This window comes from Nocardioides sp. Z40_12 (assembly GCF_058215795.1).
This window is the reverse complement of record NZ_JBZAJA010000008.1, coordinates 65,573-91,087: the sequence shown is the minus strand read 5'-3', so window position 1 is coordinate 91,087 and position 25,515 is coordinate 65,573. Positions and strand designations below refer to the sequence as shown.

At 72.9% G+C, this 25,515-nt stretch carries 20 protein-coding genes; 6 read left to right on the top strand and 14 right to left on the bottom strand.

Features of this window, described 5'->3' with window-relative positions:
* Nucleotides 1-50: 50 nt before the first annotated feature.
* Together AC4BG9_RS15350 and AC4BG9_RS15345 are read right to left on the bottom strand one after the other, a co-directional pair.
* Nucleotides 51-839: a lysophospholipid acyltransferase family protein gene (locus tag AC4BG9_RS15350; protein WP_490571986.1), complete on the bottom strand. Its 789-nt coding sequence runs from the start codon at nt 837-839 to the stop codon at nt 51-53.
* A 53-nt stretch (nt 840-892) separates the two neighbouring features.
* On the bottom strand, nt 893-2,107 hold the full coding sequence (locus tag AC4BG9_RS15345; protein WP_490571985.1) for a pyridoxal phosphate-dependent aminotransferase: 1,215 nt from the start codon (nt 2,105-2,107) through the stop codon (nt 893-895).
* Nucleotides 2,108-2,189: 82 nt separating this feature from the next.
* On the opposite strand from AC4BG9_RS15345, the gene AC4BG9_RS15340 reads away from it, so the two are divergent.
* On the top strand, nt 2,190-2,849 hold the full coding sequence (locus AC4BG9_RS15340) for a GNAT family N-acetyltransferase (protein WP_490571984.1): 660 nt from the start codon (nt 2,190-2,192) through the stop codon (nt 2,847-2,849).
* On the opposite strand, the gene trxA is transcribed toward AC4BG9_RS15340, so the two are convergent.
* From trxA to AC4BG9_RS15305, 7 genes are all read right to left on the bottom strand, one after another.
* Nucleotides 2,824-3,147: a thioredoxin gene (gene trxA, locus AC4BG9_RS15335; RefSeq protein ID WP_489965494.1), complete on the bottom strand. Its 324-nt coding sequence runs from the start codon at nt 3,145-3,147 to the stop codon at nt 2,824-2,826. The two genes, AC4BG9_RS15340 and trxA, sit on opposite strands and share 26 nt — an antisense overlap.
* Before the next feature lie 86 nt (nt 3,148-3,233).
* Nucleotides 3,234-4,262 carry a thioredoxin-disulfide reductase gene (gene trxB, locus AC4BG9_RS15330; protein ID WP_490571983.1) on the bottom strand — a complete coding sequence of 343 codons (1,029 nt, stop codon included), beginning with the start codon at nt 4,260-4,262 and terminating at the stop codon, nt 3,234-3,236.
* A gap of 138 nt (nt 4,263-4,400) precedes the next feature.
* Nucleotides 4,401-5,132, bottom strand: a complete 732-nt coding sequence (locus tag AC4BG9_RS15325) for a hypothetical protein (RefSeq protein ID WP_490571982.1) — start codon at nt 5,130-5,132, stop codon at nt 4,401-4,403.
* Entirely contained in the window at nt 5,129-5,875 is a 747-nt protein-coding gene (gene sigM / locus AC4BG9_RS15320) for an RNA polymerase sigma factor SigM (protein WP_490571981.1), read from the bottom strand. The genes AC4BG9_RS15325 and sigM overlap by 4 nt, the downstream gene beginning before the upstream one ends.
* On the bottom strand, nt 5,872-7,785 hold the full coding sequence (locus tag AC4BG9_RS15315; RefSeq protein ID WP_490571980.1) for a protein kinase family protein: 1,914 nt from the start codon (nt 7,783-7,785) through the stop codon (nt 5,872-5,874). Before AC4BG9_RS15315 ends, sigM begins: the two co-directional genes overlap by 4 nt.
* Before the next feature lie 55 nt (nt 7,786-7,840).
* A complete protein-coding gene (murJ, locus tag AC4BG9_RS15310; protein WP_490571979.1) occupies nt 7,841-9,511 on the bottom strand; it encodes a murein biosynthesis integral membrane protein MurJ in 1,671 nt (556 codons plus the stop codon).
* Entirely contained in the window at nt 9,508-11,988 is a 2,481-nt protein-coding gene (locus AC4BG9_RS15305) for a hypothetical protein (RefSeq protein WP_490571978.1), read from the bottom strand. Before AC4BG9_RS15305 ends, murJ begins: the two co-directional genes overlap by 4 nt.
* Before the next feature lie 66 nt (nt 11,989-12,054).
* Between AC4BG9_RS15305 and AC4BG9_RS15300 the strand changes: the two genes are divergently transcribed.
* A complete protein-coding gene (locus AC4BG9_RS15300; RefSeq protein ID WP_490572106.1) occupies nt 12,055-13,476 on the top strand; it encodes a CCA tRNA nucleotidyltransferase in 1,422 nt (473 codons plus the stop codon).
* Here the strand turns inward: AC4BG9_RS15300 and mgtA are convergent.
* Nucleotides 13,397-16,060 (bottom strand): magnesium-translocating P-type ATPase, encoded by a 2,664-nt coding sequence (gene mgtA / locus AC4BG9_RS15295; protein WP_490571977.1) that lies wholly within the window; start codon nt 16,058-16,060, stop codon nt 13,397-13,399. The genes AC4BG9_RS15300 and mgtA overlap by 80 nt on opposite strands.
* A gap of 130 nt (nt 16,061-16,190) precedes the next feature.
* Here mgtA and AC4BG9_RS15290 point away from each other — a divergent pair, with 130 nt between their 5' ends.
* Nucleotides 16,191-16,703 carry an SRPBCC family protein gene (locus tag AC4BG9_RS15290; RefSeq protein ID WP_490571976.1) on the top strand — a complete coding sequence of 171 codons (513 nt, stop codon included), beginning with the start codon at nt 16,191-16,193 and terminating at the stop codon, nt 16,701-16,703.
* A 199-nt stretch (nt 16,704-16,902) separates the two neighbouring features.
* Here AC4BG9_RS15290 and AC4BG9_RS15285 read toward each other — a convergent pair whose 3' ends face one another.
* A complete protein-coding gene (locus tag AC4BG9_RS15285) occupies nt 16,903-17,988 on the bottom strand; it encodes an inositol-3-phosphate synthase (protein ID WP_490571975.1) in 1,086 nt (361 codons plus the stop codon).
* Between the two features lie 60 nt (nt 17,989-18,048).
* Complete coding sequence (locus AC4BG9_RS15280; protein ID WP_490571974.1) at nt 18,049-18,633, bottom strand: PadR family transcriptional regulator; 585 nt, start codon at nt 18,631-18,633, stop codon at nt 18,049-18,051.
* Nucleotides 18,634-18,750: 117 nt separating this feature from the next.
* Between AC4BG9_RS15280 and AC4BG9_RS15275 the strand changes: the two genes are divergently transcribed.
* Together AC4BG9_RS15275 and AC4BG9_RS15270 are read left to right on the top strand one after the other, a co-directional pair.
* Nucleotides 18,751-21,036: a transglycosylase domain-containing protein gene (locus AC4BG9_RS15275; RefSeq protein ID WP_490571973.1), complete on the top strand. Its 2,286-nt coding sequence runs from the start codon at nt 18,751-18,753 to the stop codon at nt 21,034-21,036.
* 8 nt (nt 21,037-21,044) lie between these two features.
* Nucleotides 21,045-22,559 (top strand): glycosyltransferase family 87 protein, encoded by a 1,515-nt coding sequence (locus AC4BG9_RS15270; protein ID WP_490571972.1) that lies wholly within the window; start codon nt 21,045-21,047, stop codon nt 22,557-22,559.
* Here the strand turns inward: AC4BG9_RS15270 and AC4BG9_RS15265 are convergent.
* The gene (locus AC4BG9_RS15265; RefSeq protein ID WP_490571971.1) at nt 22,520-23,611 is read right to left on the bottom strand and encodes an alanine racemase; all 1,092 of its coding nucleotides are present in this window, start codon (nt 23,609-23,611) and stop codon (nt 22,520-22,522) included. The two genes, AC4BG9_RS15270 and AC4BG9_RS15265, sit on opposite strands and share 40 nt — an antisense overlap.
* Complete coding sequence (locus AC4BG9_RS15260) at nt 23,608-24,804, bottom strand: lipid II:glycine glycyltransferase FemX (protein WP_490571970.1); 1,197 nt, start codon at nt 24,802-24,804, stop codon at nt 23,608-23,610. Before AC4BG9_RS15260 ends, AC4BG9_RS15265 begins: the two co-directional genes overlap by 4 nt.
* A 69-nt stretch (nt 24,805-24,873) precedes the next feature.
* Between AC4BG9_RS15260 and AC4BG9_RS15255 the strand changes: the two genes are divergently transcribed.
* Nucleotides 24,874-25,476, top strand: a complete 603-nt coding sequence (locus AC4BG9_RS15255; RefSeq protein WP_490571969.1) for an NUDIX hydrolase — start codon at nt 24,874-24,876, stop codon at nt 25,474-25,476.
* The last annotated feature ends 39 nt before the right edge of the window (nt 25,477-25,515 follow it).

The window sequence follows — 25,515 nt, the reverse complement described above, 5'->3', positions numbered from 1 at the left end:
GGCCATATGTCGATATGTCGACATATGGCCTTGTTGGCTGTTCAGGGGGGTCAGGACGAGCGGGAAGCGTGCCGCTCCGCCGCCTTGGCCGCCTTGCGCTTGGCCCGGGCCCGAAGTTCCTCGGCATCCATCTCCGCAGCCCTCTCCAGGGAGGGGGCCGAGCCGCCGTGCCGGGCGGGGACCCACCAGGCACCCGGGGGGCGCTCCTCGGCGGGGTACCGGGCGATCGTCTCGTCCAGCATGGCCGACATCCGGGAGCGCAGCTCCTCGGTCTCGGCCGTGGGGTCCTCGCCGGTGGGCCACAGCGGCTCGCCGACGGTGATCGCGATGGTCTTGCCGCGGGAGAAGTCCTTGGGGTGGTCCTTGGTGAAGAGCCGCTGCGTGCCGAACAGGACCACCGGCACCACCGGCACCCCTGCTTCCGCCGCGATCCGGACGGCGCCGTTCTTGAAGCCCTTCAGCTCCATGGCGCGGGAGATGGTCGCCTCGGGGAAGATGCCGACGAACTCACCGGCACGCAGGTACTCCACGGCGCTGTGGAACGACGCGATGCCGTCGCCGCGGTCGACCGGGATGTGGTGCATCGACCGCATCACCGGGCCCCCGACCGGGTTGTCGAAGACCTCCTTCTTGGCCATGAACCGGACCAGGCGGCCACCGGCGAGGTGGGAGGCGAGACCGCCGTAGATGAAGTCGAGGTAGCCCACGTGGTTGAACGCCAGCAGCGCCCCGCCCTCGGCCGGGATGTGCTCGGTGCCCTGGACGTCGAACTTCTGCCCGAGCAGGCGGAAGCCGGCCAGGCAGGTCTTGATGATCGCCGGATAGGTGATGTCCCGCATGGGTGGTGCTCCTGGTGTCGTGGACGGTGCCAGCGCAGCCTAGAGCAGGGGGTTCAGCGGCGGGTCGCCAGGAAGTCGGCGATGCGCCCGATCGCCTCCTCCAGGATCTCGGCGTCCGGCAGCGTCACCAGCCGGAAGTGGTCGGGCTCGAACCAGTTGAAACCGGTGCCGTGGGTGACCAGGATCTTCTTGGCCCGCAGCAGGTCGATGACGAACTGCTGGTCGTCCTCGATCCGGTAGACCTCCGGGTCCAGCCGCGGGAAGCAGTAGAGGGCGCCGCGGGGCTTGACGTTGCTCACCCCCGGGATCTCGTTGAGCAGCCGGTGCGCCAGCATCGACTGCTCGTAGAAGCGCCCTCCCGGGCCGATCAGCTCCTCGATGGACTGGTAGCCCCCCAGGGCCGTCTGGATGGCGTGCTGGGCCGGCACGTTGGCGCACATCCGCATGTTGGCGATCAGGGTCAGGCCCTCGAGGAAGTCGGCGGCGAGCTCCTTGGGCCCGGAGATCATCAGCCACCCGGCGCGGTACCCGCAGACCCGGTAGGCCTTGGAGAGCCCGCTGAAGGTGAGCGTGAGGACGTCGTTGCCGGCGAAGGTGGCGGTGTGGTGGTGCACCGCGTCCTCGAAGAGGATCTTCTCGTAGATCTCGTCGGAGAAGATCACCAGCTCGTGCCGCCGGGCGATGTCGACCAGCCCCTTGACGGTCTCCTCGCTGTAGACCGCGCCGGTGGGGTTGTTGGGGTTGATCACCACCAGTCCGAACGTGTTCTCGGTGATCTTGGCCTCGATGTCGGCGAGGTCGGGGTTCCACCCGTTCTCCTCGTCGCAGCGGTAGTGCACCGGCGTCCCGCCGGCGAGGGTGACGGCCCCGGTCCACAACGGGTAGTCGGGCGCCGGCACCAGGATCTCGTTGCCGTCGTCCACGAAGGCCTGCAGCACCATCGAGATCAGCTCGGAGACGCCGTTGCCGATGAAGACGTCGTCCACCCGGACGTCGCGCAACCCGTGGGACTGGTAGTAGTTCATCACCGCCGTGCGCGCGGAGTAGATGCCCCGGGAGTCGCTGTAGCCCTGGGACTCCGGCAGGTGGTGCACGATGTCGGCGACGATCGCCTCGGGCGCCTCGAAGCCGAACGGCGCCGTGTTGCCGATGTTGAGCTTCAGGATCCGGTGTCCCTCGGCCTCCAGCCGCTGGGCCTCCACCAGGATGGGTCCCCGGACGTCGTAGCGGACGTTCTGCAGCTTCTTGCTCTGTCTGATCGGGCGCACGAGGGCATCCTCTCAGGCGGCGGTCCGTCCTAGCATGGGGATATCAGTGTGACGAGGCGTTCGGGAGTCATGGAGGTCGGCGATGTCACGCAAGGTGGTGCGTCTGACGCTCGACCACCTGACGCTGCTCGACCCCCACCCGCGGACCTGCCTGCGCTGGCAGCTCGACCCGGTCGCGAAGGCCAGGGTGGCGCCGCAGGAGCGTGCCGCCGAGCTGGAGGCCTGGGTCTCGGAGGTGCTGCGCGAGTGGGGGTCGTGCGGGCGGGTCGTCCTCTTCGACGACGAGGTGGCCGGCGTGGCGCTCTACGCGCCGCCCGCCTACCTGCCCGGGGCCCTGGACCTCGCCACCGCGCCGCCCAGCCCGGACGCGGTGCTGCTGGCCCAGCTGTGGGTCGCGCCCCAGTACCGCGGGGGCGGGGTGGGCCGGATGCTGGTCCAGGGGACGGCCCGGGACCTGGTGCCCCGCGGCTTCGCGGCCCTGGAGGCCTTCGGCGACACCCGAGGGCTGGGGCCCCGGGGGCAGGCCCGGGACTGCGTGCTGCCGGCCGCCTTCCTGGGTGCCGTGGGCTTCAAGACGCAACGGGCGCACAGCACCACGCCGCGGATGCGGATGGAGCTCCGGACAACTCGCGCCTGGATGAGCGACGTCGAGCAGGCCCTGGAGCGCCTCGTGGGTGCTGTGCGCCCGGCGCTGAAGCCTCAGCAGGGGCGGAGCATCAGATCAGGTCCTGGAGCTCCTTGAGGATCGCGGCCTTCGGCCGCGCCCCGACGATGGTCTTCACGACCTCGCCGTTCTGGTAGACGTTGATCGTCGGGATGCCGGTCACCTTGTAGGAGGCCGGGGTGACGGGGTTCTCGTCGACGTTCATCTTGACGAAGGTGATCTTGTCGCCGTGGCTGCCGGCGATCTCGTCGAGGATGGGCGCCACCTGGCGGCACGGGCCGCACCACTCGGCCCAGAAGTCCACGAGGACGGGCTTGTCGGACTTCAGCACGGTGGCCTCGAAGTCGGCGTCGGTCACGGCGGTCATGTTGCTCATGGTGGTCCTTCCGGTGGCGGTGGTGGCGTCCGTTGGGGGGTCAACACCGTGGCGGGGAGACATTGTTCCCTCCACGGTGTCGAGGATCAGACCTTTGCGGCCTCGACCTCGTCGACCAGCTCCTGGGCCAGCTCGCCGGTGACCTCGTCGGAGGGACCGGTGGCAGCGGCGAAGTCGAGCATGGCGACGTACCGCTCGGCGTCCAGCGCCGCCGCACAGCCGGTGCCGGCGGCGGTGATGGCCTGCCGGTAATGGTGGTCGACCAGGTCGCCGGCGGCGAAGACGCCGGGCAGGTTGGTCGCCGTCGACGGGTGCTTGACCAGGACGTAGCCGTCCTCGTCGAGGTCGACCTGACCGGACAGCAGCTCCGAGCGCGGGTCGTGGCCGATGGCGATGAAGAGGCCGGTGACCTCCAGCGGCCGCTCGTCGCCGGTCACGGTGTCGCGCAGCGTCACCGACTCCAGGCGCTCGGCGCCGTTGATGGCGGCAATCTCGGAGTTCCAGACGATCTCGAGCTTGGGGTCGGCGAACGCCCGCTCCTGCATGATCTTCGAGGCCCGGAGCTCGTCGCGGCGGTGGATCAGGTAGACCTTGGAGGCGAACCGGGTCAGGAAGGTCGCCTCCTCGATGGCCGAGTCGCCCCCGCCGACCACCGCGATCGCCTGGTCGCGGAAGAAGAAGCCGTCGCAGGTGGCGCACCAGCTCACGCCGCGCCCGGAGAGCTCCTCCTCGCGGGGCAGGCCCAGCTTGCGGTAGCCGGAGCCGGTGGCCAGGATCACCGCGTGGGCGGTGTACGTCGCCTCGGCGGTCTTCACGACCTTCACGTCACCGGTGAGGTCGACCTCGACCACGTCGTCGGCGATCAGCTCGGCGCCGAAGCGCTCGGCCTGGGCGCGCATCTCGTCCATCAGCGCCGGCCCCATGATGCCGTCGCGGAAGCCCGGGAAGTTCTCCACCTCGGTGGTGTTCATCAGCGCCCCGCCGGCGGTGACCGACCCCTCGAAGACCAGCGGCTCGAGGGCGGCGCGGGCGGCGTACACGGCCGCGGTGTAGCCGGACGGGCCGGAGCCGATGATGATGACGTTGCGGGTGCGGGTCTCGGCGGTGTCGCTCATGGCTGCGTGGCGCTCCTGCGGGTTCGGCGGTGGACGGACGACTGCTAGAACCGATCGTAGGTGAGCCTTGTTCCCCGAGTCAGCCGTCAGCGGGCCCGGAGCAGGTCCCGCGTCCGGGCCGCGCCGAGCGGCCGGTGGTCAGGGTGTCGCGGGCAGCAGGACCGACCGGGTGGGCCGCGTCTCACCGCAGAGCTGGACCAGCGCCCGCTGGCCGTCCGGGCCCGGGGTCCGCAGGACCACCGCCGCCGGACGGCCCTCGTAGAGGACCGGGTACAGGCTGTCCGAGGGCCGCGCGGTCTCCGGGTAGCAGCTCCGGGTGGTCAGGCGCCGTCGCGCCTGCGGCTCGGCATCCGAGGCTCGCAGCGCCAGGAGCTGGGGCTCCAGGGCGGCCGCCGTCAGCCGCGGCGGGTCCTGGTTCGAGGCATCGCCCAGGTCCGCCTCCGGTGCCGCTCCGGGTCCGGTCCCGGGTTCTGCCTCGGGCTCGAAGAGGGGTCCGCGGCTCTGCTGCCCGCCCCGCTGGTCCTCGTCGCCCGGCACCCGGGGCGCCTCCTGGGAGGCGGCCGAGTCCTGGGCGTCGGAGGCCTCCGGCGAGTCCTGGAGGCCTCCGGCCAGCTGGCCGACCGTGACGCCGCCGACCACCACGGCCGCGGCGGCGGCGAGCGCCCAGCCGGCCGCCCGCCGGTGGCGACGACCCGCGGGCAGCGGCGTCACCGTGGCGTGCTCCGCCTCCGCCTCCGCCTGTGCGTCCGCTCGCTCGGCGACGAGCCCCGCGAGGACGTCGTCCAGCCGGGAGGCGACCTCGGGGGGCAGCGGCTCCTCGGCGCGCGCCGAGGCGAGCAGGCGGCGTACCTGCTCCTCCTGGTCGCTCATCCCTCCGCCTCTCGGGTCCGGGGCCCTCGCGCCTCGTCGCGCGGCGCACGCGTCTGCTCGGGTGGGACGTGCCGGGGCGCCGTTCGGTTCCCCCGGCCGGCCGCGCCGCTCCCCGCACCGCTCCCCGCACCGCTCCCCGCACCGCTCGCAGGGTCGCTCTCCGTCGCGTCCAGCAGGTCGGCCAGGAGCTCGGCCAGCCGCCGACGGCCCCGCGAGCAGCGCGACTTGACCGTCCCGGGCGCGCAGTCGAGGATCAGCGCCGCCTCCGCGACCGGGTAGCCCTCCATGTCGACCAGCACCAGGGCGGCCCGCTGCTCGGGGGGCAGCCGGGCGAGCGCCTCGGCGATCCGCGCCCGCCGCTCGCCGTCCAGGGCCCGCTGCGCGGGATCGGCCGACGCGTCACCGCCGGGCGCGCCCAGGGCCCGGGCGTGCTGGTCGAGGTCGTCGGGGAGCGGCTCGGCGGCGCGCACCCGGGCCGCCCGGAGCCGGTCCAGGCAGGCGTTGACCACCACCCGGTGCAGCCAGGTGGTGACCGCCGCGTCCCCGCGGAACGAGCCGGCGCGACGGAAGGCCGAGACCATCGCGTCCTGGAGGCCGTCGGCGGCGTCCTCGGGGTTGCCGGTGGTCCGCAGCGCCACCGCCCAGAGCCGGGCGCGGTGCCGGGAGAAGAGGAGCCCGAAGGCCTCCGGGTCGCCGGCGACGTGGGCAGCGAGCAGGTCCGCGTCGGTCGGCGACGGGATCACCCGCTGACCACGATCTCGCGGATCTCGCCGCGGAAGTCGGCGTCGACGGGGGGGATGGCGGTGAGCCAGACGGTCACGTACCTGGCCTGCACGGCCTCGTCGAGCTCGATCACGATCGTGTCGTCACCGGTGCCGGACCCCACCGGCTCGGAGTCCGGGGCCGAGGTGGGCGGCTCGTCGCTGAGGTAGACCTCGGCGGTCGTCCGCCCGCCCCGCACCGAGATCTCGACCAGCCGGACGCCCTTGGCCTCGCCGAGGTCGAGGGTCAGCCCGACGCCGTCCTTGAGGCCCCCGGGCCCGAACTGCTGCCGGTAGCTGCTGGTGATCCACGAGGTGTTGGGATCCCCGTCGACGGCGTACGGCGTGAGCTCCGGGTTCTCGTCCTGGGGCAGGCTGCCCTCGGGGTCGAAGTCGGTCGCGGAGAGCCCGGTGTAGGCCGTCAGCTCGCTGGTGGCCGGACCGGAGCCCTGGGACTGCGGGTCGTCCTCCTCTTCGCCCCCGCCGCCCCCGCCGAGCTGGTAGGCCGCCACCACCAGGAGCAGCACCAGGGCGGCGAGACCGATCAGGTAGGCCAGGTGGAGCCAGCGGCGCCCGGGCACGCGCTCGGGCCTGATCACCGGCACCAGGCCCGAGTGGCTGCCGGTGCCGGAGCCGCCGTGCCCGGTGGAGGTGTCCCACGGCCAGTACTCGGCGCCCTCCACGGGCGCCGGACGCGGCGGCCGGGCGCGGCGTATCGGGGTGCCGTCCTCGGGGTCGGCGGCGAAGAGCGGCCGGACCTCCGGCTCCTCGAAGGCGGGCGGCGGCGCGGGCCGGTTGCCCCGCGCCCGGAGCCACTCCACCTCCTCGTCGTCGTGGAAGACCGGCATCCCGGCCTCGGTGGGGATGCCGTCGACGTCGCTGGTCGCCGCGGCGGGGCGCTCGGGCGGCGTGGTGCTCCCGGGCGTCAGCGGCGTCCCGGGCGTCGTGGCGGGCCGGAGCCCCTCCTTGCGCGCGGGGAGCTCGTCGCTCCCGGGATCGGGGTCGACCGCCGGGGCAGCGGGGTCGGTGACCACGGCGGCGGTGAGGGGCGCCACGGGGGGCACCACCCCGACCCCGGTGGCCTCGTCGCCGAGGAACTCCTCCAGGGCGTCCCGGATGCCCGCGGCGGTGTGCAGGTCGTGGGTCGAGCGGTGACCGATGCCGGCCAGCCCCGTGCCGCGACCGTGCCCGTTGCGGCCGGCCGCGTGGTGGCCGAGCACCTCGTCGCAGAGGTGGTCGAGGGCACGCGGGATCCCGGCGCGGACCTGGCGGGGGCGCAGCGGGTGGCCGTGCTCGACGGGCGCCGCCGGGACGGGGGACTCCCCGGGCCCCGGCCACCGCCCGGTGAGCGCCGCGTAGAGCACCCCGCCCAGGTTGTGGACGTCCTCCTCCATGCGGTCGGCGGGAAGGCCGTGCAGGGCGGCGTCGACGCCGAACCCGATGATCCGCACCTGGCCGTTCTCGTCGACCAGGATGTTCTCGGGGTGGAGCCGGCCGTGGCAGCGGCCGGTGGCGTGGGCGACCGCGAGGGTGTCGGCGACCTCCGCGACGAGCCAGGCGGCCCGGCGGGGGTTGAGCGGGCCGTCGTCGGCCAGCGTCCGGTCCAGCGAGGTGCCGACGCCCCACTCGTTGACCACGTAGCAGTGCTCGTCGTCCTGGTCGGCGTCGAGCACCCGGAGGTTGCGCCGGTCCATCAGGGCCGCCGAGCGCCGGGCGGCCGCCATCAGCGCCTCGGCACGCTCGTCGTCGGCCGGGATGAGGTGGACCGCCACCTGACGACGCAGGACGTCGTCATGGGCGCACCAGAACCACCCACCCTCGGTCTCGCTGAGCAGGTCGACCATCTGGTACCGCTCGGCGAGCACGTCGCCGGCACGGATCGAGGTGGCCACGGCCCTCCTGGTCTCTCGGGTGCGCGGTTGCGGTCCCGCTCATGGTACGGCGAGGTCAGGGCGTGCGCAGGCGACGCCGGACCGTGTTGACCACCGGATCGAGCAGCACCGTGACCTCGCTGAGCCGCAACCACCGCGCCAGCGCGAGGAGCACGGCCACGTCGACCAGCCCGACCACCGCGCCGCGGCCGACCGAGACCAGGGGGTGCGGCGTGTCGCCGAGCCCCGAGAGCGCCCGGGAGGTGAGCCAGGCGAACAGGGTCGAGACCGCGACCACCAGCAGCAGCCGGATCAGGAAGCGGACCAGCCGGGGCGTCTCCAGCCCGCCGAGGACGTGGCGCAGCACCGCGTAGCTCAGGGCCGAGACCACCAGGTAGGCCAGCGCGTAGGCCACCACCAGGGCCGGGGCGGTGTCCGCGGCGGATGCCTGGCGGACCAGCAGCACCGCCGCCGCGATGTTGACCGCCGCGTGGACGAGCTGGATCAGGAAGACGGTGCGCGTGCGCTCCAGCGCGTAGAAGCCGCGGAGCATGAAGTAGTGGACGGTGAAGAAGACCAGCCCGAGGCCGAAGAGGGAGAGCGAGGGGACGTAGCCGGCCACGTCGTCGGCGCCCGCCCCCCAGCCGTACGCCGCGTTGGCGATGTCGCCGGCGACCACGGGCAGCAGGGCGGCGAAGGGGATCACCACGCCCAGCGAGGTCCGCATCGTCGAGCCGAGGGTCTGGGCGAGGTGCCGGTCCTCGCCGTCGGCGGCGTACCGGGACAGGCGGGGGAGCACGGCGGTGGCGAAGGAGACGGTGATGATCGCGTGCGGCACCATCGCGACGAGCATCGAGTTGGCGTAGACGGTGACCCCGGTGCCGTCCGCGGCCTGGGTGGTCCCGCTGGTGGCCAGCCGCGTCACCTGCCAGTAGGTGATCTGGTTGACCACCACGAAGAGCACCGTCCAGATGCCGAGCCGCAGCGTGTGGCCCAGCCCGGTGCCACGGAAGTCGAAGCGCGGGCGGTAGCGGAAGCCCGCGGCCCGCAGGTAGGGCAGCAGGATCAGCAGCTGCACCACGATGCCGGCCGTCGACCCCAGGCCCAGCAGCAGCTCCTGGCCGGTCGAGTAGGGCCCGGTGAGCCCGGCGCCGGAGACCGGGCCGAAGACCAGCAGGTAGACCACGAGCACGCCGATGGCGAGCAGGTTGTTGGCGATCGGCGCCCACATCATCGGCCCGAAGGTGCCGCGGGCGTTGAGGACCTGCCCGATCAGCACGAACATCCCGTAGAAGAAGACCTGCGGCAGGCAGAAGCGGGCGAAGGCGATCGCCGACTCGCGCTGCTCGGCCAGCTCGGGGCTGGCCAGCCGGCTGCTGAAGTAGACGTCGACCACCGTGGGGGCGGCCAGCACCAGCAGCACGGTGACCGCGCCGAGGAAGAGCGCGGCCAGGGTGATGAGGCGGTTGGTGTAGGCCTCCCCGCCGTCCTCGTCGCGCCCCAGCGCCCGGACCAGCTGGGGCACCAGCACGGCGTTGAAGACACCGCCGGCGAGCAGGATGTAGAGCGCGTTGGGGATCGTGTTGGCCACGTTGAAGAGGTCGGCGTGCAGCGCACTGCCCAGGGCGGCGACCAGCAGCAGGCTGCGCAGGTATCCCGAGAGCCGGGAGAAGGTGGTCCCGATCGCCATCACCGCGCTGTTCGAGGCGATCGACCGCTGTTCCTGGTCCGTCTGGGGCGCGCTCATGTGGCTCCTTGCCCCGACTGCTCCGTCGTGGGCTGCTCCGGCTCGATCCGCTGGACCGGCCGGGGCTCGGCCGACTGGGTCTGGGCCGGTTGGGTCTCGTCCGGTTGGGTCTGGGCGGGTTGGGTTTGGGTCGGCTGGGGCTCGGTCGGCTGGGTCTCGTCCGGCTCGGCCAGGGTCTCGAGCTCGGCCTCCTCCGCCTCCGCCTGCTCGCGCCGGGTCCGGCGGTTGCCGCGCAGCAGGCGCACCCCGATCGTCCCGAAGAGCATCACGGCACCGACGGCCATGATGACCCACAGGGTGCCGCTGACCTGGGAGGTCCGCACCGGGTAGGTCGCGGAGGCGCCCAGCGGGGTGCCCTCCACGTCGGTGACCCGCAGCGTCAGCTCGTCCTTGCCCTGGCGGGTGGCGGTCGCCGAGAGCCGCAGCAGCCGGCGCGAGCGCGGCGCCAGCGTCAGGGGCTCCTGCTCCTCGATCCGGAGGCCGCCCTGGCTGCTCGCCGCGATCCGGACCTCGACCCACACGTCGAGGTCGTTGACCAGGGTGACCCCCAGCGTGCCGTGGTCGCTGGACAGGGTGGCGCGCAGGGGGGTGTCGACCCGGATCGAGTCGAGGCGCTCCTGGAGCCACGCGGTGCCGCGGACGTCCTGCCGCCGCCACTCGCCGGCCCGCTGCCGGGCGAAGTAGGAGAGGCTGGGCAGCACCGCCTCCACCAGGTGGGGCACCAGGCCGGAGTCGCGGGTCAGCACGCCGGCGAGCAGCCGTGCCCGCTCGAGCCGCTGGGTGGCCGCCGAGATGCTGGTGGCGGGCAGCTCCGCCGCCTGCTGGGCCTCGCCGAAGACGAGGGCCTCGGCCGGCAGGTCGGTGCCGCCGGCCTCGGCACCGTCACCGGCGGCGGGCGGGGCGGTGAGCACGTCGTCGCCGACGAGGTCGGCCAGGGGGCGCAGGCGCAGCAGCCCTTCGTCGAAGGTCGAGAAGAGGACTGCGGACCCGGTGGCGGGGTCCCAGTTGGGGGGCGGCGCGATCACCAGCGGCGAGCGGTCCCCGGCGAGGATCTGCAGCGCCGCCTCGCTGACCACCCGCTGGCGGACCGCGATCGGCCCCGCGGCCGGCTCGGGGCCGGGACCGCCCGCGGCCACCCCGGAGGAGGTGGTGGCGAACGTGTGGCCCAGCACCTGGCCGGTGCTCGGCACCTGGCCCAGCGGGTCCTGGAGGGCCCGGTCGCTGAGCAGCATCAGGGTCTCCGGCGCGGCGGCCGAGACGACCTCGGGTGAGAGGTGGCCGTCGGGTGCGGCGAGGACGGGCGTGGCGCTGATGCCCAGGTAGGTGAGCACCTGGGTGGAGTGGGCCCGGGCCATGGCCAGGAGGTCCGGGTCCTCGCGCTGGAGCGCGGAGGCGTCGACGTCGCCGTACGGCAGGGCCAGCACCGGGTGGGCGGCCATCTCGGTCCTGAAGATCTCGAGCCATCCCTGCGCGGCGGCCGCCGCGGCCTGCGCCGCGGGGTCGAGCTGCTCCGCGGCGCCCTCGTCGGGGTCGGGGTCGGGGAGCACGGTCGGCTCGGTGGGCGCGGGGCTGGCCGGCTCCTCGCCCGGGGTGCCGCCCTCCGGGTCGGCCGGCTCCTCCTCCGACCCGGGCAGCGGGGCCAGGCTGGCGCGCGGGTTGCCCGCGGCCAGCTTCATGGCGGTGTGCGGGACGGCGGGGTCCAGCAGCCAGGTCACGGGCCGCTCGCCGGCGGCGCGGCCGGCCTCGAGCAGGTTGCGCAGCCGGCCGCCGGGACCGAGCAGCTCGGCCCACCGGCCGGGGTCGGCGACCCGTCCGGCCGGGGTGTGCCGGATCGGGGCGCGCAGCGGCAGCACCAGGGCGGCGTCGAGGCGTCGCCGCTCCCCGGAGATGACCGGCAGGAAGGTCCGCGCCCGGCCGTCGGTGTACTCGTCGCGCGGCTGGCTGTCGGTCTCCCCGATCGCGTGCACGCCCGCCCAGTAGACGCCGTCCCCGCCGATGAGCGAGCCGGCCGGGAGGTAGGCGGTGAAGGTGGTCGACTCACCCGGCGCCAGGCTCGGGATGGTCTGGAAGGTGCCCGGGGCGACCACCCGGGGGCCGAGGTACTCCCCGTCCGGGGTGTTCGCCGCCGAGGCGAGGGTGGCCGCGTCGAGGACCGGGCTCTCGGAGTGGAAGGCGTGGACGTTGATGGTGGTCCACGTCTCGCGGCTCTGGTTGGTGATGGTGCCGGCGATCGTCACCTGCTCGTCGGCCCGCGGGACCGAGGGCGTCAGCTCGGAGATCTCCAGGCGCAGCGGGTCCTCCCCGGCGTTGCCCGGCGCCGCCTGGGCCGGCAGCGCCAGGCCGGGCAGCAGCAGGCCGGGCAGCACCAGGAGCACCGCGACCAGCAGGGTCAGCAGCGGGCCCGCCGAGGGCCGCACGCGTGGCCCCACGACCGGTCCCGCCACGGAGGCGGTCAGGAACGGACGACGGCTGGGCACCCCACGACTGTAGTGCGCCTAGACTGGCTCCTCGTGTCCGACGCCCCCTCCCTCCCCCCGCTCAGCATGGTCGAGGTCCAGCGAGCGGTGGCCGCCGAGCTCGACCGGATCGGTGCGGTCGTCGACGACCTGGGCGCCCGGTTCGCCGCCGCGGGCCACGAGCTCCACCTGGTCGGCGGGCCCGTCCGCGACGCGATGCTGGGCCGGCTGCAGAACGACCTCGACTTCACCACCGACGCGCGCCCCGGGCAGACCGAGCGGCTGCTCAAGGGGTGGGCCGACGCGATCTGGGACATGGGCCGCGCCTTCGGCACCATCGGCTGCCGCAAGGGCGAGTGGCAGGTCGAGATCACGACGTACCGCGCCGAGACCTACGACCCCGACTCCCGCAAGCCCGAGGTCGACTTCGGAGACTCGCTGGCCGGCGACCTCGGCCGCCGCGACTTCACGGTCAACGCGATGGCCGTGCGGGTGCCGGACCGGACCTTCGAGGACCCGTACGGCGGCGTGGTCGACCTGGCGAACCGGGTGCTGCGCACCCCGGGCCGTCCCGAGGACTCCTTCTCCGACGATCCGCTGCGGATGATGCGGGCCGCCCGTTTCGCCGCCCAGCTCGGCTTCGAGGTGGCGCCCGAGGTGGTCGAGGCGATGCGCGCGATGGCCGGCCGGATCGAGATCATCTCCGCCGAGCGGATCCGCGACGAGCTGGTCAAGCTGATCTGCGCGCCGTACCCCCGCCGGGGGCTGAGCCTGCTGGTGGAGACGGGGCTGGCCGACCACGTGCTGCCCGAGCTGCCGGCCCTCGCGCTGGAGCGCGACGAGCACCACCGCCACAAGGACGTCTACGAGCACACCCTGACCGTGCTGGAGCAGGCGATCGACATGGAGGACCGGCTCGGGGGCGGACCCGACTTCGTCTCCCGCTTCGCCGCCCTGATGCACGACGTGGGCAAGCCCCGGACCCGCAAGTTCGTCGGTGACGGCACCGTCACCTTCCACCACCACGACGTGGTCGGCGCCAAGATCACCCGCAAGCGGATGAAGGCGCTGCGCTTCTCCAACGACGAGATCGAGGCGGTCTCCAAGCTGGTCGAGCTCCACCTGCGCTTCCACGGCTACGGCTCGGGGGAGTGGACCGACTCCGCGGTGCGCCGCTACGTCCGCGACGCCGGCGACCAGCTCGAGCGCCTGCACGTGCTGACCCGGGCCGACTGCACCACCCGCAACGCCCGCAAGGCGGCGCGGCTGCGGCGTACCTACGACGACCTCGAGGCCCGGATCGAGAGGCTCTCGGAGGCCGAGGAGCTCGCCTCCATCCGCCCCGACCTCGACGGCACCCAGATCATGGAGATCCTCGGCATCGGCCCGGGCCGCGAGGTCGGCGAGGCCTACCGCTACCTCCTCGAGCTCAGGATGGACGAGGGTCCCCAGAGCCCCGAGGCCGCCGAGGCGGCGCTCCGGGCGTGGTGGGCGGCCCGGCAGGCGTGACCCCGCCCGGCCGCCCGCCGTGCTCGCGCACCAGGCGCACCAGCCGGGGGTGCTGCGGGCGGCGTACGTCGGGCCGGGGGCGGTCGGCGGCCCGGTAGAAGGAGCGCTTGAGGCGCTCGGCGGCCACCACGTAGCCCAGCGTGATCAGCAGCAGCGCGCCCACCACGCTGACGGGCAGGGCGCGCAGGCCGAGCACCTCGGCGACCCCGGGCACGAAGGGGAGCGCCAGGGTGAGGATCCCCACGAGGAGCGAGGTGACCAGCAGGGGGGTCGCGGGCCGGCTGCGGATCGCCGGCCGGCGGGTGCGGAGCACCATCAGCACCGCCAGCTCGGTGACGGTGGATCCCACGAACCAGGCCGACCGGAAGAGCGTCGAGCCGGCGTCGAAGACCTGGAGCAGCACCGCGAAGGTCAGCAGGTCGAACAGGGTGCTCAGCAGGCCGAAGGCCACCATGAAGTCGCGTACGAAGCGCAGGTCCCAGTGCTGGGGCCGGGCCAGCTGCTCGGGGTCGACGCGGTCGACGGCGAGGGTGGTGCTCGGGATGTCGGAGAGGAAGTTGAGCAGCAGGATCTGACGGGGCAGCAACGGCAGGAAGGGCAGGAACGCCGAGGCGATCACCATGCTGGCCACGTTGCCGAAGTTGGCGCTGACGGTGGTGAAGACGTACTTCAGGGTGTTGGCGAAGGTCTGGCGGCCCAGGCTCACGCCGTGGCCGAGCACCGCGAGGTCCTTGTCCAGCAGCACGATGGAGGCGGCGCTCTTGGCGACGTCGACGGCCGTGTCGACCGAGATGCCGACGTCGGCGAGGTGGAGCGCCGCGGCGTCGTTGATCCCGTCGCCGAGGTAGCCCACCACCGCACCGCTGTCGCGCAGCGCCCGGATGATCCGCTCCTTGTGGAGCGGGTCGACCTCGGCGAAGACCTCGACCTCGCGGACCCGGCCCACCAGCTGGTCGTCGTCGAGCGCGTCGAGGTCGTCGCCGGTGAGCACCGTGGCGGCGTCCATCCCCACCTCGGCGGCGATGTGAGCGGCGGCGAGGTGGTTGTCGCCGGTGATCATCCGCACGCTGATCCCGGCCTCCCGCAGGTCGCTCAGCGCCGCGGCGGCACCCGGCTTGGCCGGGTCGGCGAAGGCCAGGAAGCCCAGGAACTCCAGCTCGCGCTCGTCGTCGGCGGTGAGCGTCCTGGCCTCCGGCAGCGGCCGCCGGGCGAGACCGAGCACCCGGTAGCCCTGGCCGCTGAGCTCGGCGAACCGGGCGTCCAGCCCCGCCCGGTCCGCGCCGGCGCAGACGCCGACGACCGAGGCGTAGGCACCCTTGCAGACCAACTGGCGCCCGTCCGGCCCGTCGACCAGCACCCCGAGCCGCTTGCGCTCGAAGTCGTAGGGCAGCTCCGCGACCGCCCGCCAGGCCGGGTCGGGCGGGCGTCGCTCCACGATCGCGGCGTCGATCGGGTTGACGAAGCCGGTCTGCAGGCCGGCGTTGAGGGCGGCCAGCCCGAGCACCAGGTCGCTCTCGGCGCCGTCCGGCCCCACGGCCGCGTGCAGCCGGGTGGTGCCGACGGTCAGGGTGCCGGTCTTGTCGGTGCACAGCACGTCCATCGCGCCGAAGTCCTCGATGGTGTCGAGGCGGCGGACGACGACCTGCTCGCGCGCCATCCGCCTGGCCCCGGCCGAGAGGCTGACCGCGATGATCGCCGGGAGCATCTGCGGGGTCAGCCCCACCGCCAGCGAGAGCGAGAAGAGCAGCGAGTCGACGAAGGGCCGCTCCAGCACCAGGTTGAGCAGCAGGATGACCAGGGCGAGCGCTCCCGTCACCCGGGCCAGCAGCAGCCCGAACTGGCGGATCCCCCGCTGGAAGCCGGTGGCCGGGGGCTGCTGCGCGAGCCGGCGGGAGAGCCGGCCCAGCTCGGTGCTGTCACCGGTGGCCACCACGACGGCCAGGCCCCGGCCGCTGACCACGTGGGAGCCGAGCAGCAGGGCCGCGTGCCGGTCGGCCGCGGCGGCGTGGGCGGGGGTGGCCCCGGGGTGCTTGTGCCGGGGGAAGGTCTCCCCGGTCAGGGCCGACTCGTCGACCTGGAGCGCGTCGGCGCTCAGCAGCCGGCAGTCCGCCGGCACCACGTCGCCGGCGTGCAGCACCACCACGTCGCCGGGCACCACCTCCTCGAGCGCCACCTCGGTCTCGGTCCCGCCCCGCAGCACGTCGGCGTGGACCTGCACCAGGGCCAGCAGCCGGGCCACGGTGAGCGAGGCCCGGTGCTCCTGCCAGAAGCCGAGCAGGCCGCTGAGCCCGACGATGGTCAAGATGATCACCGCGTCGGTGACGTCGCGCAGCACGAGGGAGACCAGGCTGGCGAAGATCAGGATGAGGATGATCGGCTCGGTGAACTGCTTGGCCAGCGCGACCGGCCAGGAGACCCGGTGCCCGGGCGCGAGCCGGTTGGGGCCGGTCGCCTCCAGCCGCCGCGCGGCCTCGCCGGCGTCCAGCCCCGCCTCGGTGGCGGCGAGCGCGTCGAGCAGCTCGTCGGCCGGCAGCGCCCACCACGCCTCGGGCACCGTGCTCGCCGGTCGGTCGCCGTCGCCCATGCGCAAGCCCCTCGCCGTGCCCGGGCACTGTCGTGCGGTGCCGTGCGGTGCCGTGCCTTTTCACCGTACGCCGACCGGCGCCGCGGCGACATGCCTCGCGCGCTGGGGACCCGTCCTCTAGATTGCCCGGATGACGACGTCCAGCACAGACCAGGTCGAGCCCCTCCTCGAGCAGACGATCGACGTCCGCGCCACCCCCGAGCGGGTCTGGGAGCTCGTCTCGGACCTGCCCCGGATGTCGCGGTGGAGCCCGCAGGTGCTCCGCAGCTTCCTGCGCGGCGGGAGCCCGGTGCGGCTCGGCAGCCGGATGGTCAACGTCAATCGGCGCGGCCTGCTGGTCTGGCCGACCCAGGCCGAGGTGGTCCGCCTGGAGCCCGGCCGCGAGATCGCGTTCAAGATCAAGGAGAACGGCACCACCTGGTCGTTCGCCCTCGAGCCGACCACCGGCGTCGACGGGACGGAGGCCGACGGCACCCGGATCGTCCAGCGGCGTGAGGCGCCGGACGGCACCACCGCCCTGTCCCGCAAGCTGATCGACCGGTTCATGGGCGGTCAGGTGAGCTTCCAGGACGAGCTGCGCGCGGGCATGCGGCAGACGCTGGCCCGGATCAAGGCCGAGGCCGAGACGGCACCCTCGCGCTGACCGGGTGGTGAGCACCTGCTCGAAGGGCGGCGTCGGGTCCCCGGCTCGCCGGACGTCATCAGCCGCGGTCGCTCGCGCGACCAGCGGCGATGACGTCCCGCGAGTCGGAGAGTCGGAGGGGGTCGGTCGGAGAGGGCGGGAACGACGAGGACCCGCCGCCCCAGGGGGCTGACGGGTCCTCGTCGTACGGCGGGTCAGGTCACTCGCCGCGGATGAACGCCTCGAGCTGGGTGCGACCCTCCTCGTCGGGGATCTGCACCGGCGGGGACTTCATCAGGTAGGCCGAAGCCGGGATGATCGGGCCGCCGATGCCGCGGTCCTTGGCGATCTTGGCCGCCCGGACGGCGTCGATGATGATGCCGGCCGAGTTGGGGGAGTCCCAGACCTCGAGCTTGTACTCCAGGTTGAGCGGCACGTCGCCGAAGGCGCGACCCTCGAGCCGCACGTAGGCCCACTTGCGGTCGTCGAGCCAGGCCACGTAGTCCGAGGGGCCGATGTGGACGTTGCGGTCGTCGGCGCCGACGTTGCTCAGCGAGCCGTGCAGGTTGGAGGTGACGGCCTGGGTCTTGGAGACCTTCTTGGACTCCAGGCGCTCGCGCTCGAGCATGTTCTTGAAGTCCATGTTGCCGCCGACGTTGAGCTGGTAGGTCCGGTCCAGCGCGACGCCGCGGTCCTCGAAGAGCTTCGCCATCACCCGGTGGGTGATGGTGGCGCCCACCTGGGACTTGATGTCGTCGCCGATGATCGGCACGCCCGCGTCCTCGAACTTCTTGGCCCACACGGGGTCCGAGGCGATGAAGACCGGCAGGGCGTTGACGAAGGCCACGCCCGCGTCGATCGCGCACTGGGCGTAGAACTTGTCCGCCTCCTCCGAGCCGACCGGGAGGTAGGAGACCAGGACGTCGACCTGGGCGTCCTTGAGCACCTGGACCACGTCGACCGGCTCCGCGGCCGACTCCTCGATGGTCTGCCGGTAGTACTTGCCGAGGCCGTCGAGCGTCGGGCCGCGCCGCACCTCGACACCGAGGGTGGGCACGTCGGCGATCTTGATGGTGTTGTTCTCGGAGGCGCCGATGGCCTCGGAGAGGTCCTTGCCGACCTTCTTGTCGTCGACGTCGAAGGCGGCGACGAACTCCACGTCCTTGACGTGGTAGTCACCGAAGACGACGTGCATCAGGCCGGGGACGGTCCCGTTGGGGTCGGCGTCCTTGTAGTACTCCACACCCTGGACCAGTGACGTGGCACAGTTGCCCACGCCGACGATTGCTACGCGTACCGAACCCATGGGCTCTCCTCTTTCTTGATGCGAAACGTGCGTGCTCGCGATGTTCTGACGGACTGGAGATCAGTCCGGGGTGACGGGCTCGGCGACCGGGCCAGACTTGGAATGACCGTCCCGCTCGGCCTTGATCAGGTCCGACAACCAGCGGACCTCCCGCTCGACCGACTCCACGCCGTGGCGCTGGAGCTCGGCGGCATACCGGTCGACCTCCTTCTGGGTGCGGGCCAGGTCGGTCTGCACCTTCTCCAGCCGCTCCTGGAGGCGGGTACGCCGTCCTTCGAGGACGCGCAGCCGGATCTCCATGTCGGTGGAGGAGAAGAAGGCGAAGCGGATGTCGAAGGTGTCGTCCTCCCAGGCGGCGGGACCGACCTCCGACATGAGGCGCTCGAACTCCGCGTGCCCGGCCTCGGTGACCCGGTAGACGATGCGGGGGCGGCGGGTGACCGGTGCGGGGACCGAGTCGACCTCCTCGATCAACGAGGCGCGCAGCATCTTCTTCAGGGCGGGGTAGAGCGAGCCGTACGAGAGGACTCGGCGGCTCCACCCGAGCATCAGGTTGAGCCGCTTGCGGAGCTCGTAGCCGTGCATGGGTCCCTCGTGCAGCAGTCCGAGGACTGCTAGCTCGATTGTCTCCGCACGACGTGCCATACGACCTATCGTAGCGATATATCCGCGACAACAGAACACCGCGGGTGTGCGTGACCTGCGTCGCCGACCCGGGGCGAAGAGGCGGGGGACGCTTGAGTCCGGTTTACCCTGGCTCGCGTGAGTCAGACCCGCAGGAAGCCCGGCCCCGCCGTCAAGAAGAGGCCGGGCAAGAAGAAGTTGACCCCGAAGCAGTGGGCCAAGAGGGGTGCCCTCGGTGTCGGCCTGCTCGCCCTGGTCGGGGCGCTGATCGGCGTCGGCACCTTCGTCGTGGCCTACCAGACGATCGACATCCCGGACGCCAACGAGGAGTTCGAGACCCAGACCTCGTTCGTCTACTACGCCGACGGTGAGAGCGAGGTCGGGCAGTACGCCCGGCAGAACCGCGTCTCGATCCCGCTCGACGACGTGCCGAAGCGGATGCAGAACGCCGTGGTCTCGGCCGAGAACAAGAACTTCTGGAAGGACAGCGGCATCGACCCCAAGGGGATCGTCCGGGCCGCGTTCTCCAACGCCGCGGCCGGGGAGACCACCCAGGGCGGCTCCACCATCACCCAGCAGTACGTGAAGATCCTCTACCTCACCTCCGAGCGCAAGCTCTCGCGCAAGGTCAAGGAGGCGATCCTCTCCCTCAAGATCCAGCGTGAGATGAGCAAGCGGGAGATCCTCGAGGGCTACCTCAACACCATCTACTTCGGCCGCGGCGCCTACGGCATCCAGGCCGCCTCCGAGGCCTACTTCAACAAGAACGCCAAGCGGCTCAAGCTGCGCGAGGCCGCCTTCCTGGCCAGCGTGATCAACAACCCCTCCTCCTACGACCCGGCCAACGGTGACGAGGCCCGCGAGGCGGTCACCGCCCGCTACGAGTACACGCTGGGGCGGATGGCGGCCGACGGCCACATCAGCGAGGAGAAGGCCGAGACCGCCAAGAAGCGGCTCCCCAAGTTCCCCAAGCAGGAGGCCCAGAGCGCCTACGGCGGCCAGAAGGGCCACATGCTCAAGCTGGTCCGCGACGAGCTGCTGCGCCTGGGCTACACCGAGAGCGAGATCGACGGGGGCGGCCTGCGGGTCACCACCACCTTCGACGCCGAGATGATGAGCGACCTCCAGGAGGCCGTGATCGAGCAGCGGCCCGAGGGGTTCGGCGACAAGGAGCTGCACATCGGCGCGGCCACCGTCGAGCCCGGCACCGGTGCGCTGAAGGCGTTCTACGGCGGCCAGGACTACCTCGACTCCCAGATCAACTGGGCCGCCACCGGCGGCATGGCCGGCTCCACGATGAAGGCCTTCACCATCGCCGCCGCCATCGAGGAGGGCTTCTCCCTCAACGACCGGTTCGACGGGAACTCGCCCTACACCTTCCCCGACGGCCTGGAGGTCTACAACGCCGGTGAGGGCGCCACCGACCTCGGCTCCTCGATCTCGATGGTGACCGCCGCCGAGAACTCCACCAACACCGCCTTCGTCGACATGAGCGCGGCGATGGACAAGGGACCGCGCAAGATCCACGACCTCGCGGTCGCCGCCGGCCTGCCGCCGCAGGAGGCCCAGGAGCGGTTCCCCGGCATCCCCTCCCGCAGCATCGACCTGCAGCCCGACGACGCGCTGATCACCCTCGGCAAGGCCCGGGTCAGCCCGATCAACATGGCCAACGCCTACGCCACCTTCGCCAACGAGGGCGAGCGCGCCGACGTGCACGTCGTCCGGAAGGTCGTGGAGGCCGACGGCGAGACCAGCTACACCCGCGAGGACTCCACACGCCGCGCGGTCGACGAGGAGGTCAGCGCCGACACGGTCTACGCGCTGGAGGAGGTCGTCAACGACGGCTCCGGCCGGGCCGCGCAGGGCGTCGGTCGCCCAGCCGCCGGCAAGACCGGCACCGCGACCAACGACAAGGACCAGGTCTCCTCGGCGTGGTTCGTCGGGTTCACCCCCCAGCTCTCCACCGCCGTGATGTACGTCCGCGGCGACGGCGACGACCAGCTCGACGACTGGCTGCCCTCTTTTTATGGCGGCACCTATCCAGCGCAGACCTGGACTGCCATCATGGAGCGGCTCAGTGAGGGCATGGAGGTCGAGGACTTCCCGGAACCGGTCTTCCTCGACGGTGACGCTCCCTCCGAGGGCCACGAGTACGTCCCGCCGCCGGCGCCCGCACCCAAGCCGCCGGCAGCCCCGCCGAAGAAGCCGAAGCCCACCAAGACCCCCGAGCCCACCGAGGAGCCGACTCCCACCCCGGAGCCGACCCCGACGCTTCCCCCGCCGCCGCCGCCGGAGACCCCGGCACCACCGCCGCCCCCGCCGCCGCCGGAGACCCCGGCACCGCCGCCCCCGCCGGAGACCCCGGTGGTGCCGCCCCCCACCGTGCCGGTGCCCGCGCCGACACCGACCCAGCCTGACGGCTAGGAGCCCAGATGACGCGACGGCCCGGCTCCCCGGAGCCCGGGTGGGTCCACCCCACCCAGGACGACCCGCTGGTCGCGACGGTCAGCGAAGTGGTCGGCGGGCCGGTCGGGAGCAGGGCCGGAGCACATCCGTGGTGGACCCCGGTCCGGGTGCTGCTGGTGCTCACCGCCCTGTGCTTCAGCCTGGGGCTGGTCACCAAGACGCCGTGCGCGACCACGCAGTGGCAGGACGAGGAGACCCGCTACGCGGCGATGTGCTACTCCGACATGCCCTACCTCTACACCGGGCGCGGGTTCCTGGAGCGGCACTGGCCCTACTCCGACGACGCGGAGGTCCGGGCCACCTACCAGACGATGGAGTACCCGGTCGGGATCTCCTACTGGGCCTGGGGCACCAGCTACGTGACCTGGTGGCTCAGCGGCTCGCCCGCCAACGGCGATCCCGAGCGCGACATCCCGGCCGAGAGCAGCCTCTACGTGGCGGTCAACGCCGTCGGCTTCCTGCTCGTCGCGCTGCTGAGCACCTGGCTGCTGGCCGGCGTCAACCGCAGCCGCGCGATCGCCGGGCGCGTCCTGCGCCGGCCCTGGGACGCCGCGGGCTTCGCCCTCGCGCCGGCGCTGGCCATCACCGGCCTGGTCAACTGGGACCTGCTCGCCATCGGCTTCGTGGCCGGCGCGCTGTGGGCGTGGTCCCGGGGCCGGCCGGCCCTGACCGGGGTGATGATCGGCCTGGGGACGGCCACCAAGCTCTATCCGCTCTTCCTGCTGGGCGGGGTGCTGGTGCTGTGCCTCAAGCGCCGCCGCTGGGCCGACCTGGTCACGGCGGTCAGCGCGACCTTCCTGGCCTGGGGCGTGGCCAACGTGCCGGCCTGGCTCTCGGGTCCCGACGACTGGAAGGTCTTCTGGAGCTTCAACAGCGAGCGCGGAGCCGACCTCGGGTCGATGTGGCTGCTGTGGCAGCAGTACAGCGGCGAGATGGTCTCCCTCGACCTGATCAACAACGCCTCCTGGCTCTTCTTCGGCGCCTGGTGCGTGGCGGTGCTGGTGGTCGGGCTGGTCGCCCCCAAGCCGGCCCGGCTGGCCCAGCTCGGCTTCCTGATCGTGGCGGGCTTCCTGCTGGTCAACAAGGTCTACTCACCGCAGTACGTGCTGTGGCTGCTGCCGCTGGCGGTGCTGGCCCGGCCCCGCTGGCGCGACCTGCTCATCTGGCAGGCCGGTGAGCTGCTCTACTTCGCCTCCGTCTGGTGGTACCTCGGCGACTTCCTCGCCTCCGGCTCCGGCGGGCAGCCGGCGGCCTACTGGGCCGCGATCCTGCTGCGGGTGGCCGCCGAGCTCTACCTCGTCGCCGTGGTCACCCGCGACGTGCTGCGCCCCGAGCACGACCCGGTCGGCCGGGACCCCGAGGAGCCCGGCCCGCCGCGGCCCGAGGAGCGCAGCCGGTCCGACGACGACGCCGGCCAGGGTGCCGCCGAGCAGACCGGGTCTCAGACGATCTCGACCCGGTCGAACGAGGTGGCGGTGTAGCGGACCCGGACGTCGATCCGGTCCCCGACCTGCGGCACCCGGGTGCCGGCGGGCAGGAAGAGCATCGAGGCCTGCATGTGCGGGGGCTCGGCGAAGAGTCGCTGCTTGCCGTCGATCGAGTACGGCGAGCGCACGAAGCCGACCGCGTCGAGGCCGCCGCGGGCCAGGGTGGCGGCCCGGGACCTGATCGACTGGTCGCCGGTCGGGGCCTCCAGGCCGATGCCGTGGGCGGTGCCGCCGCTGACCACCAGCAGGTGGCCCGACTTCGGCGCGGTCCGCGAGCGGTAGCCGAAGACGTCGCCGCGCTCCACCGGGTGGACGTCGAGGACGGTCGCGGTGACGCTCAGCGCGTCGCGGGCGCCCAGCCACAGGTCGGTGCCGATCCGGGGCCGGATCGCGAAGTCGGCGTAGGAGGCCCGCAGCCGGCTCAGCTCGCCGGGCGTCAGGTGGCTGACCCACAGGGTGTGGGTGGGCAGACCCGCGGCGACCACGTCGGTGATCAGCCGGTGGACCTGGCTCAGGTGGGAGCCCTGGGCGAGCGGCAGGTGCATGGCCACGCCCTCGAGGCGGCCGCGCGAGGTGTGCCCGGCCACGTCGCGGAGCTGGCGCCCGGTCATCCCGTGGCGCAGCATCGAGGTGACCAGCTCGAGCACGTAGCGGGCGTCCGGCTGCACCGCGAGCAGGGCGGGCAGGTCCTCGGGCCGGCTCACGGTGTGGATCACCCGGCCCGCCACGGCGGGGTCGAGCGAGAGCGCGGCACCGAAGGGCCGCCACGGGGTGAGGACCAGCAGGTCGCCGGCGAAGCGGGCGGCGACCTCGCCGAGCTCCTCGTAGGTGCCGACGGCCAGCACGTCGCCGACCCGCTCGCCGGGCGGCAGGTCGGCGGGCCGGTCGAGCTGGTCGGCCAGCCACTGGGTGCGCCGGGCCAGCCGGCCCAGACCGAAGCCGTAGCCGTTCCCCTTGGCCACCGGGACGAGGCCCGGGGTGCGCTCGGCGACGCCGCGCAGGTGCTCGCGCCAGCGCTCGCCGTCGACGGTGAGGAGCAGGCTCATCCGCGCCTCCTCATGTAGAGGTCGAACGCCTTGTAGAGCGGCCGGTTCATCGGCAGGTCCCACTCGCCGGCGTACTCGACGGCCTCGCCGCCGGTGCCGACCTTGAACTGGATGAGACCCACGTGCGGGTCGTCGGCGTCGAGGGTGTCGGTGATGCCGCGCATGTCGTAGACCTCCGCACCGGCCGCCATCGCCTGCCGGATCATCGCCCACTGCACGGCGTTGGAGCCGCGCACCTCGCGCTTCTCGGTGGAGGAGGCGCCGTAGGAGTACCAGGCGTGGGTGCCGACGCGGATCGAGATCGTGGCGGCCACCAGGTCACCCTCGTGCCGGGCCAGGTGGAGGACGATCCGGTCGGCCTCCTCGGCCGACAGCGCGTCGAACATGGTGCGGAAGTAGGAGAGCGGGCGCGGGGTGAAGCGGTCGCGCTCGGCGGTGTGCACGTAGAGGGCGTGGAACGCCTCGAGGTCGGCGCCCAGCTCGGCGGCCGACCCGCTCGTCGAGACCACCTCGACGCCGGACTTCTCGGCCTTCTTGATGTTGCGCCGCCACAGCTGGTTCATGCCCTTGAGCACCTCCTCCTCGGTGCGCGGGCGGCCGTCGGCGACCAGCGGGAGGTGGAAGTTGTACTGCGGCTGCCCGGCGGCGAACCCGCCCTCGACCGACTGGGGGAGCCAGCCGAGCTCGTGGAGCTGGGAGACCACGCGGGCCCCGACCTGGCTGCGCTCGAGCGGCACCAGGTCGTCGAGACGTCGTACCGTCTCGTCGGCGATGCCGGCCTTGAGGCTGGCCGCCGACCAGCGCCGGGTCACCACCGGTGGCCCCATCCGCACCCCGAAGGCGCCCTGGCCGCGCAGGTGCCGGGTCAGCGGGGCCAGCCAGCGCGCCAGGTCCTGGTCGTGCCAGTCGATCACCGGGCCCTCGGGCAGGTAGGCGAGGTAGCGCTTGACCTTGGGCAGCTGCCGGTAGAGGACCAGCGCGGCCCCGACCATCCGGTCGCCGTCGGGGCCGGGGGCGAACCAGCCGAGCGACTGGTGGCGCCACTCCGACTTCACCGCCGCCCAGGCGGGCGTCTGCAGGAAGGACGCCGACGAGCGGGTGCGGAGGAAGTCGAGGTGCTGGGTGGCGCTGACCACCCGCAGGTCCAGCGCGGCGGCCGGGACGGCGGCTGGTGGGGGGCTCAGGTCAGGCACGCGTCGAGGCTACCCGCGTCGCTGCTCGGGCCAGAGGAGGGCCGGGGGCAGTGGCCTAGCGTGGGGCTCATGTCCGACCCGCTCCCGGGCCAGCCCGGCTTCGTCGTCCCCGCACCCGCCGACCGGCCCCGGCGCCGGCGCCGCGCCGTGCGGGTGCTCCTCGCCGACGAGGCCGACCGGCTCCTGCTCCTGCTCGACTCCGACCTGGGCCTCGATCCGGTGGCGCACTGGTGGGTGACCCCGGGGGGCGGGGTGGATCCCGGCGAGGACGACCACGACGCGGCCGTGCGCGAGCTGCGCGAGGAGACCGGGCTCGTGGTCTCCGCCGACGACCTCGTCGGGCCCGTCCTGGTGCGCTCGGTCGTCCACGGCTACAGCGACAAGGTGGTCGACCAGACGGAGGTCTTCTACCTGGTGCGGGTGCCGGCCTTCGAGGTCGACACGACGAGGCACACCGAGGAGGAGCGGCTCACGGTCGTCGACCTCCGGTGGTGGAGCCTGGCCGAGCTGAGGGCCACGACGGACGACGTCTGGCCGCGGGACCTCCTCGCGCTCTGGGACCTCGCGCACCGGCCCGAGGAGTGGCGCTCGGGGCCGGTGCAGGGTGCCCGGGTCGAGGAGTCGAGCGTCCCCGCCGGCGTGGGGCAGCCGGGGGACGGGCGGCGCCGGTGAGGCCCGGGCGCTCCCGGCGGTAGTCGGCCCGGGGCCGGT

Bases quoted from the DNA above. Each gene is read 5' to 3' on its own strand.
- AC4BG9_RS15350 (WP_490571986.1), bottom strand. From the start codon at position 839: ATGCGGGACATCACCTATCCGGCGATCATCAAGACCTGCCTGGCCGGC.
- AC4BG9_RS15340 (WP_490571984.1), top strand. From the start codon at position 2,190: ATGTCACGCAAGGTGGTGCGTCTGACGCTCGACCACCTGACGCTGCTC.
- trxA (WP_489965494.1), bottom strand. From the start codon at position 3,147: ATGAGCAACATGACCGCCGTGACCGACGCCGACTTCGAGGCCACCGTG.
- trxB (WP_490571983.1), bottom strand. From the start codon at position 4,262: ATGAGCGACACCGCCGAGACCCGCACCCGCAACGTCATCATCATCGGC.
- AC4BG9_RS15325 (WP_490571982.1), bottom strand. From the start codon at position 5,132: ATGAGCGACCAGGAGGAGCAGGTACGCCGCCTGCTCGCCTCGGCGCGC.
- murJ (WP_490571979.1), bottom strand. From the start codon at position 9,511: ATGAGCGCGCCCCAGACGGACCAGGAACAGCGGTCGATCGCCTCGAAC.
- AC4BG9_RS15300 (WP_490572106.1), top strand. From the start codon at position 12,055: ATGGTCGAGGTCCAGCGAGCGGTGGCCGCCGAGCTCGACCGGATCGGT.
- mgtA (WP_490571977.1), bottom strand. From the start codon at position 16,060: ATGGGCGACGGCGACCGACCGGCGAGCACGGTGCCCGAGGCGTGGTGG.
- AC4BG9_RS15290 (WP_490571976.1), top strand. From the start codon at position 16,191: ATGACGACGTCCAGCACAGACCAGGTCGAGCCCCTCCTCGAGCAGACG.
- AC4BG9_RS15285 (WP_490571975.1), bottom strand. From the start codon at position 17,988: ATGGGTTCGGTACGCGTAGCAATCGTCGGCGTGGGCAACTGTGCCACG.
- AC4BG9_RS15280 (WP_490571974.1), bottom strand. From the start codon at position 18,633: ATGGCACGTCGTGCGGAGACAATCGAGCTAGCAGTCCTCGGACTGCTG.
- AC4BG9_RS15270 (WP_490571972.1), top strand. From the start codon at position 21,045: ATGACGCGACGGCCCGGCTCCCCGGAGCCCGGGTGGGTCCACCCCACC.
- AC4BG9_RS15265 (WP_490571971.1), bottom strand. From the start codon at position 23,611: ATGAGCCTGCTCCTCACCGTCGACGGCGAGCGCTGGCGCGAGCACCTG.
- AC4BG9_RS15255 (WP_490571969.1), top strand. From the start codon at position 24,874: ATGTCCGACCCGCTCCCGGGCCAGCCCGGCTTCGTCGTCCCCGCACCC.